This is a genomic window from Streptomyces sp. NPDC001348, from assembly GCF_053597535.1.
In genome coordinates, this window is record NZ_JBSFIK010000020.1 from 25,084 (window position 1) to 32,160 (window position 7,077).

Below are 7,077 nucleotides of genomic sequence, written 5' to 3' on the forward strand. Positions count from 1 at the left end.
CTGTCAGAGCACAGGAGGCCATCTCCCATGTACGAACCGATCCGCAGCAAGTCGGTCCACCGCACGATGGCCGGCACCACCTCGAACTTCCCCCACCGGTCACGCGAGGAGGAACTGGACATCCAGCTCGCGGGGCATCTCGCGGCGCTCCTCGCCGTCACGGACGAACTGCGTGCGCTGGCTCCCTCCCCCGACCTGGACACGGCCGCCGAGCGGCTCGCCGCGCAGGTGTCGAGACTGCGGGACGGCCGTGCTCCGGTCCGCGCGTCCACGGCCACGGCCGACGGGACGCGGACGCTCCACCAGCGGGCCCACGCCCTCGCGGGCCGCGCCCTGGTCGTCGCGGCCTCCCGGGCGGACACGGCGGCGGCGATCCTCGCGGCGGAGCGGATGGACGCCCACGCGGTGGCCCAGGAACCTATCGGCGCCGCCCCCTGACCCCTCGGGGTCCCCTGATCGGCCCCGGTCCGCGTGCACCCGCAGCGACGCGCGGACCGGGCGCCACAGCACCGCGTCGGCCTTGGCGGAGTCTTCTGGTCGGCGGTGTGTGTATGCGCGGCAGGACCCCTTGTCGTGGGCCGGGCGATGTTGCAGACCGCCGGTCGACGCCATTGTGGCTGAGCGCCGTCGCGGCGGTTCAAAGGTCGCCACGGAGCTGCGGTTGCCACGAGCAGGGCCATCCGCTGTCCCTTTGACGTTGCCGTCTCCTCAAAGCCGCCGCGACGGCGCTCAGCCACAGCGGTGGCCCCGGCGGTGCCGAACCGCGGGCAACCCCACGCCGCCGCCGGCCACACACAACGCGCACACGCCAATGGGCCGGATCCGCAACGACGCTGTTGCGAACCCGGCCTCCAGCGGAGCGCCACCGCGGCCGGCGGGACGACGTCGCAGGTCAGGGCTGAGTCGGGCCGGCCGCGGAGTCCGGGTGGGTCAGCCCAGGCGGGACACCAGGGCGTGGTACTGGTCCCACAGCTCCTTCGGGGTGTGGTCGCCGAAGGTGTTCAGGTGGCCGGGGATCAGCCCCGCCTCCTCGCGCCAGGCCTCCTTGTCGACCGTGAGCAGGAAGTCGAGGTCGGAGTCGGCGAGGTCGAGGCCGTTCGTGTCGAGGGCCTCCCGGGTCGGCAGCACGCCGATCGGGGTCTCGACGCCCTCCGCCCTGCCCTCCAGGCGCTCCACGATCCACTTCAGGACGCGGCTGTTCTCGCCGAAGCCGGGCCAGACGAACTTGCCCTCGTCGTTCTTGCGGAACCAGTTGACGTAGTAGATCCTCGGCAGCTTGGACTGGTCCTTGCCCTTGGCCACGTCCACCCAGTGGGCCATGTAGTCGCCCATGTTGTAGCCGCAGAACGGCAGCATCGCGAAGGGGTCGCGGCGCAGCTCGCCGACCTTGCCCTCGGCCGCGGCGGTCTTCTCGGAGGCCACGTTGGCGCCGAGGAAGACGCCGTGGTTCCAGTCGAAGGACTCCGTCACCAGCGGCACCGCGCTGGCACGGCGGCCGCCGAAGAGGATCGCCGAGATCGGCACGCCCCTGGGGTCCTCCCACTCCGGCGCGATGATCGGGCACTGGGAGGCGGGGACGGTGAAGCGGGCGTTGGGGTGGGCGGCCGGGGTGTCGGACGCCGGGGTCCAGGCGTTGCCCTTCCAGTCGGTCAGACGGGCGGGCGGCTCCTCGGTCATGCCCTCCCACCACACGTCGTCGTCCTCGGTGAGCGCGACGTTGGTGAAGACCGCGTTGCCCCACAGCGTCTTCATCGCGTTGGCGTTGGTGTGCTCACCGGTGCCGGGCGCGACGCCGAAGAAGCCCGCCTCGGGGTTGATCGCATACAGCCGACCGTCTTCACCGAAACGCATCCATGCGATGTCGTCGCCGATCGTCTCCACCGTCCAGCCGGAGATCGTCGGCTCCAGCATGGCGAGGTTGGTCTTGCCGCAGGCGGAGGGGAAGGCGGCGGCGACGTACTTCGACTCGCCCTGCGGCGGGGTGAGCTTGAGGATCAGCATGTGCTCGGCCAGCCAGCCCTCGTCGCGCGCCATCACGGAGGCGATGCGCAGGGCGTAGCACTTCTTGCCGAGCAGCGCGTTGCCGCCGTAGCCGGAGCCGTAGGACCAGATCTCGCGGCTCTCGGGGAAGTGCGAGATGTACTTGGTCGAGTTGCAGGGCCAGGGCACGTCCTCCTGGCCGGGCTCCAGCGGGGCGCCGAGGGTGTGCACGGCCTTGACGAAGAAGCCCTCGTCACCGAGCTCGTCCAGCACCTGCTTGCCCATGCGCGTCATCGTGCGCATCGACACCGCCACGTACGCCGAGTCCGTGATCTCCACGCCGAGTGCGGAGAGCGGCGAGCCCAGCGGGCCCATGCAGAAGGGCACGACGTACATAGTGCGGCCCCGCATCGAGCCGCGGAACAGGCCGTTCTCGCCCTGGAAGACGTCCCGCATCTCCGCGGGCGCCTTCCAGTGGTTGGTGGGCCCCGCGTCCTCCTCCTTCTCGGAGCAGATGAAGGTCCGGTCCTCGACCCGGGCGACGTCGGTCGGGTCCGAGGCGGCGTAGTAGGAGTGGGGGCGCTTGATCGGGTCGAGTTTCCTGAAGGTGCCCTTCGCCACGAGCTCCTCGCACAGTCGCTCGTACTCGGCCTCGGATCCGTCACACCAGACCACGTTGTCCGGCTGCGTCAGTTCGGCGATCTCGTTCACCCACGAGATCAGTTCCTGGTGGTTGGTGGGGATGACGGGGGGAGCCGCGATGTCGCGCGCCACGATTGCTCCTAAGTGAGGGATTTTTGAACTTCGGGCCCCGTGGGGGCTGCGACCCGGATGCTTCGTAGCCGCTCATCCGGTGCCGACTGCACTCATTTGATCATCCGATGGTACTGCGCATCTGTCCAGAGGGCTTCACAAGTGAGCGACGTGAGGAAGGCCACGGTTGAGCGCGCCCGCCTGGGATACCTCCGGGATAACTCCGGGATCCTTTGCGCGCACGTTGGGTTCGCCTGAGAGACTTTTTGCGTCGCGGCGCCGGGACCCCCGTGAGACGATGGACACTCTGCGCCGGTCAGCGGGCCGCACACATCGGCGCCTTACGGCTCCGTCGGTACGATGCAGGTCATGACTGCGTCCGCCCCCGATGCGCCCAAGAACACGCCGGCCGCCGGCCGGGGTCCCGTGGCGCTCTCCCTGCCCCATCCGGTCAAGCCCAAGCTCCGGGGCTGGCTGCATCTGGGCATGTTTCCGGCCGTACTCATCGCGGGCCTGGTGCTCACCGCCCTCGCCGACTCCCCCCGCGGCCGGATCGCCTGCGGCATCTACGCACTGACCGCCTGCCTGCTGTTCGGTGTCAGCGCCCTGTACCACCGGGGCGACTGGAGCCCGCGCATGGACCGCGTCCTGCGCAGACTCGACCACGCCAACATCTTCCTGATCATCGCGGGCACCTACACCCCGCTGACCATGCTGCTCCTGCCGGGAGCCAAGGGGCGGTGGCTGCTGTGGGGCATCTGGGCGGCGGCCGCCGCGGGCATCGTCTTCCGGGTCTTCTGGGTCGGCGCCCCGCGCTGGCTCTACACCCCCTGCTACATCGCCATGGGCTGGGCCGCCGTCTTCTTCCTGCCCGACTTCATGCGCACCGGAGGCGTCGCCGTCCTGGTCCTGGTGATCGTCGGCGGTCTCCTGTACAGCGCGGGCGGCGTGATCTACGGGATCAAGCGGCCGAACCCGTCACCGCGCTGGTTCGGCTTCCACGAGGTGTTCCACTCCTTCACCCTGGCCGCCTTCGTCGTCCACTACGTGGGCATCTCCCTGGTGGCGTACCAGCACGGCTGAAGCACCCCCTCCTGTTCGGCAGTGGCCACGGCTTGCGAGCCGTGGCCATTTTTCATGCCCTGACATCACCTACCCATTGACACTCCCAGGTTTTTGAGAGCTACTCTCATTTCATGGTTACTGTCACAGAGTTGGTGGAGACGCGGCGCGACCCCCGCCGCTGGTGGGCCCTCGCGGCCCTGGTCGCGAGCATGCTGGTGCTCGGGTTCGACACGACGATCCTGAACGTGGCGCTGCCGACCATGGCGGAGCAGCTCGGCGCCACCACGGGCGAGCAGCAGTGGATGGCGGACGCGTACGTCATCGTCTTCGCCGCGCTGATGCTCCCCGCCGGGCTGCTCGGCGACCGCTTCGGCCGCCGCCGGATGCTGGTCGCCGGGCTCGGCCTCTTCCTGGCGGGCTCACTGGTCGGCACGCTGGCCGACGACGTGCACCAGGTGATCGCCGCCCGCGCGTTCATGGGCGTCGGCGCGTCGCTGATCATGCCGCTCGCGCTGTCCATCCTGCCGTCGCTGTTCGGGCCTGAGGAGCGGACCAAGGCCGTCGGCATCATCTCCGCCGCCTCCGCGCTCGGCATGCCGCTCGGCCCGATCATCGGCGGCTGGCTGCTCAACCACTTCTGGTGGGGCTCGGTGTTCCTGATCAACGTGCCCATGGTCGGCCTCGGCGTCGCGGCCTGCGTCTTCCTGCTCCCCGAGACCCGGGACCCGGCTTCCCCCAGGGTCGACGCGCTCTCCACCGCGCTCACCGCGGCCGGCCTCGGCGCCCTCATCTACGCGATCATCGAAGCCCCCGACCGCGGCTGGGGCGACCCGCTGGTCGCCGGGATGTTCGCGGCCGCCGCCCTGCTCCTCGCCGGACTGGTGCTGCGGGAACGCCGGATGGCCCGGCCCATGCTCGACATGGCCCTGCTCGGCCGGCGCGGCTTCCTGCTCAACACCGTCGCGGCGACCCTGGTGATGTTCGTCCTGTCCGGCCTGATGTTCGTCCTGCCGCCCTACCTGCAGGCCGTCCTCGGCCACGACGCCTTCGGGACCGGTCTGAGGCTGCTGCCCATGATGGGCGGGCTGATGGTCGCCGCGAGGGGCGCGCAGCCGGTCGTCGCCCGGTTCGGGGCGCGGGCCGTGGTCAGCGCCGGCCTGGTGGTGCTCGCCTTCGCCGCGCTGCTGGGCAGCCGTACGACCGTGGACTCCGGCTACGGCTTCACCGCGCTGTGGCTGTCCGTCGCCGGGCTCGGCTTCGGCTTCTCCGTGGTGCCCGCGATGGACGGGGCGGTGGCCGCCCTGCCCGCCGACCGGGCCGGCAGCGGCTCCGGGCTGCTGATGACACTGCGCCAGGTGGGCGGCGCGGTCGGTATCGCCCTGCTGGGCAGTCTGCTGGCGAGCACCTTCCGTGACCGGCTGGACGTCACCGGCCTGCCCTCCTCGGCCGCGCACACCGCCGGGGAGTCCGTGGTCGCCGCGCACCTCGTCGCCGGGAGAGCCGGCTCCGCTCACCTGGCGGCCTCCGCCAACGGCGCGTACGTGCACGGCATGGGCCTGGTCCTGCTGGTCTGCGGCATCGCCGCCCTGGTCACCGCGCTGCTGGCGGCAGCGTTCCTGCCCACCGCGCCGGGGACGGACGCGAGGACGCCGGCTCCGGAGGCGGACGTGACGGCTGCAGCGCCGGCCGCGCGGTCGGGCGCCTCCATGACCGCCACGGACGACATGGCCGCCCAGGCACCGGAAGGGGCCGTCCCGGACGTGGCCGCCTCCGAGCCGGATGCCTGACAATGACCACCATGACGGCACGCACCTCCTCCCCCGCCGACGGCCCCCCGTTGAGCCTGCGGGAGCGGAAGAAGATCAAGACCCGCGAGGCGATCCGCACGGCGACCTACGCCCTGATCCAGGCACAGGGCTACGACGCCACCACCGTCGAGCAGATCGCCGACCGGGCCGAGGTGTCGCCGTCGACCGTCTTCCGGTACTTCCCGACCAAGGAGGACATCGTCCTCACGGACGAGTACGACCCCCTGATGCTCGAGGAGTTGCGCGCCCGGCCCGCCGAGGAGCCGTGGATGGACTCGGTGCGGTACGTGATGCACAGGGCCGTCGACGCGATGATGGCGCAGGACCCCGAGGCGGTCCGGACGCGGGCGCAGCTCGCGGTCCAGGTCCCCGCGGTCCGTTCCCGGATGGTGGAGAGCATGTCGGAGACCGGACGCATGCTCCGCGCGGCCCTCGCCGAACGCTTCGGCCTGACCCCGGACAGCCTCGAGGTGCGCGTCTACGCGATGGCCCTCGTCGGCGGCATGATGGAGGCCAACCTGTCCTGGGCGGAGAACGGCTGCCAGGGCGATCTCCGCGCCGTGATGGACCGCGCCCTGGACGTCATCGAACACGGCCTCCCCACCGAAAACCGCTGAGGTCCGGTCCCCTTCCCGTGCGATCCTGACCAGGTGAACGGTCCCGAGATCCACGTCGAAGTCGCCCCCGAGCTACGGCTGTTCCTCCCCCAGTCCCGGCGCATGGGCGCCACCCCGGTCCCCACCGACGGCGTCTCGACCCTCGGCCACGTCGTCGAGTCCCTCGGCGTCCCGCTGACCGAGGTCGGCGCGCTGGTGGTGGACGGCCGTGAGGTGCCGGCCTCGCACGTCCCGGCGGCCGGCGAGCGGGTCGTCGTACGGAAGGTCGAACGCCCCCAGAAGGTGACCGGCGCTCCCCTGCGCTTCCTCCTCGACGTCCACCTCGGCACCCTGGCCCGCCGGCTGCGCCTGCTCGGCGTCGACACCGCCTACGAGTCGACGGACATCGGCGACCCGGCGCTGGCCGCCCGCTCGGCGGCCGAGCGGCGGGTCATGCTCAGCCGCGACCGGGGTCTGCTGCGTCGCAGCGAACTGTGGGCGGGCGCCTTCGTCTACAGCACCCGGCCGGACGACCAGCTCCGCGACGTCCTCGGCCGCTTCCACCCCGAGCTGCGCCCCTGGACCCGCTGCACCGCGTGCAACGGGCTGCTGAGGGACGCCACGAAGGAGGAGGTCGCCGACCGGCTCGAGCACGGCACCCGGCGCTCCTACGACGTGTTCGCGCAGTGCGCGGAGTGCGGCCGCGCCTACTGGAAGGGCGCGCACCACGACCAGCTGGAGGCCATCGTGGAGCGCGCCCTCGCGGAGTTCGCCGACCGGGGTCAGCGCGCCTGACCGGGACCGGGCCGCCCGGTCGGCGGGCGCTCAGCCGCTCAGCGCGGCGCGCAACCGCTCCAGGTCGGTCGTCGGGGCGT

General features: G+C 71.3%; 6 protein-coding genes. 5 read left to right on the forward strand and 1 reads right to left on the reverse strand.

Annotated elements, in window-relative coordinates:
* Positions 1-27: 27 nt before the first annotated feature.
* On the forward strand, positions 28-438 hold the full coding sequence (locus ACWC21_RS21525; RefSeq protein WP_450884132.1) for an SCO4983 family protein: 411 nt from the start codon (positions 28-30) through the stop codon (positions 436-438).
* A 492-nt stretch (positions 439-930) separates the two neighbouring features.
* Here ACWC21_RS21525 and ACWC21_RS21530 read toward each other — a convergent pair whose 3' ends face one another.
* The gene (locus ACWC21_RS21530) at positions 931-2,754 is read right to left on the reverse strand and encodes a phosphoenolpyruvate carboxykinase (GTP) (protein ID WP_450884134.1); all 1,824 of its coding nucleotides are present in this window, start codon (positions 2,752-2,754) and stop codon (positions 931-933) included.
* A gap of 348 nt (positions 2,755-3,102) precedes the next feature.
* On the opposite strand from ACWC21_RS21530, the gene trhA reads away from it, so the two are divergent.
* The 4 genes from trhA (at position 3,103) to ACWC21_RS21550 (ending at position 6,997) form a co-directional block, all read left to right on the forward strand.
* The gene (gene trhA / locus ACWC21_RS21535) at positions 3,103-3,816 is read left to right on the forward strand and encodes a PAQR family membrane homeostasis protein TrhA (protein WP_450884136.1); all 714 of its coding nucleotides are present in this window, start codon (positions 3,103-3,105) and stop codon (positions 3,814-3,816) included.
* Between the two features lie 113 nt (positions 3,817-3,929).
* Complete coding sequence (locus ACWC21_RS21540; protein WP_450884138.1) at positions 3,930-5,585, forward strand: MFS transporter; 1,656 nt, start codon at positions 3,930-3,932, stop codon at positions 5,583-5,585.
* 2 nt (positions 5,586-5,587) lie between these two features.
* Complete coding sequence (locus ACWC21_RS21545; RefSeq protein ID WP_450884140.1) at positions 5,588-6,223, forward strand: TetR/AcrR family transcriptional regulator; 636 nt, start codon at positions 5,588-5,590, stop codon at positions 6,221-6,223.
* A gap of 33 nt (positions 6,224-6,256) precedes the next feature.
* Positions 6,257-6,997 carry a Mut7-C RNAse domain-containing protein gene (locus ACWC21_RS21550; RefSeq protein ID WP_450884142.1) on the forward strand — a complete coding sequence of 247 codons (741 nt, stop codon included), beginning with the start codon at positions 6,257-6,259 and terminating at the stop codon, positions 6,995-6,997.
* Positions 6,998-7,077 lie beyond the last annotated feature (80 nt).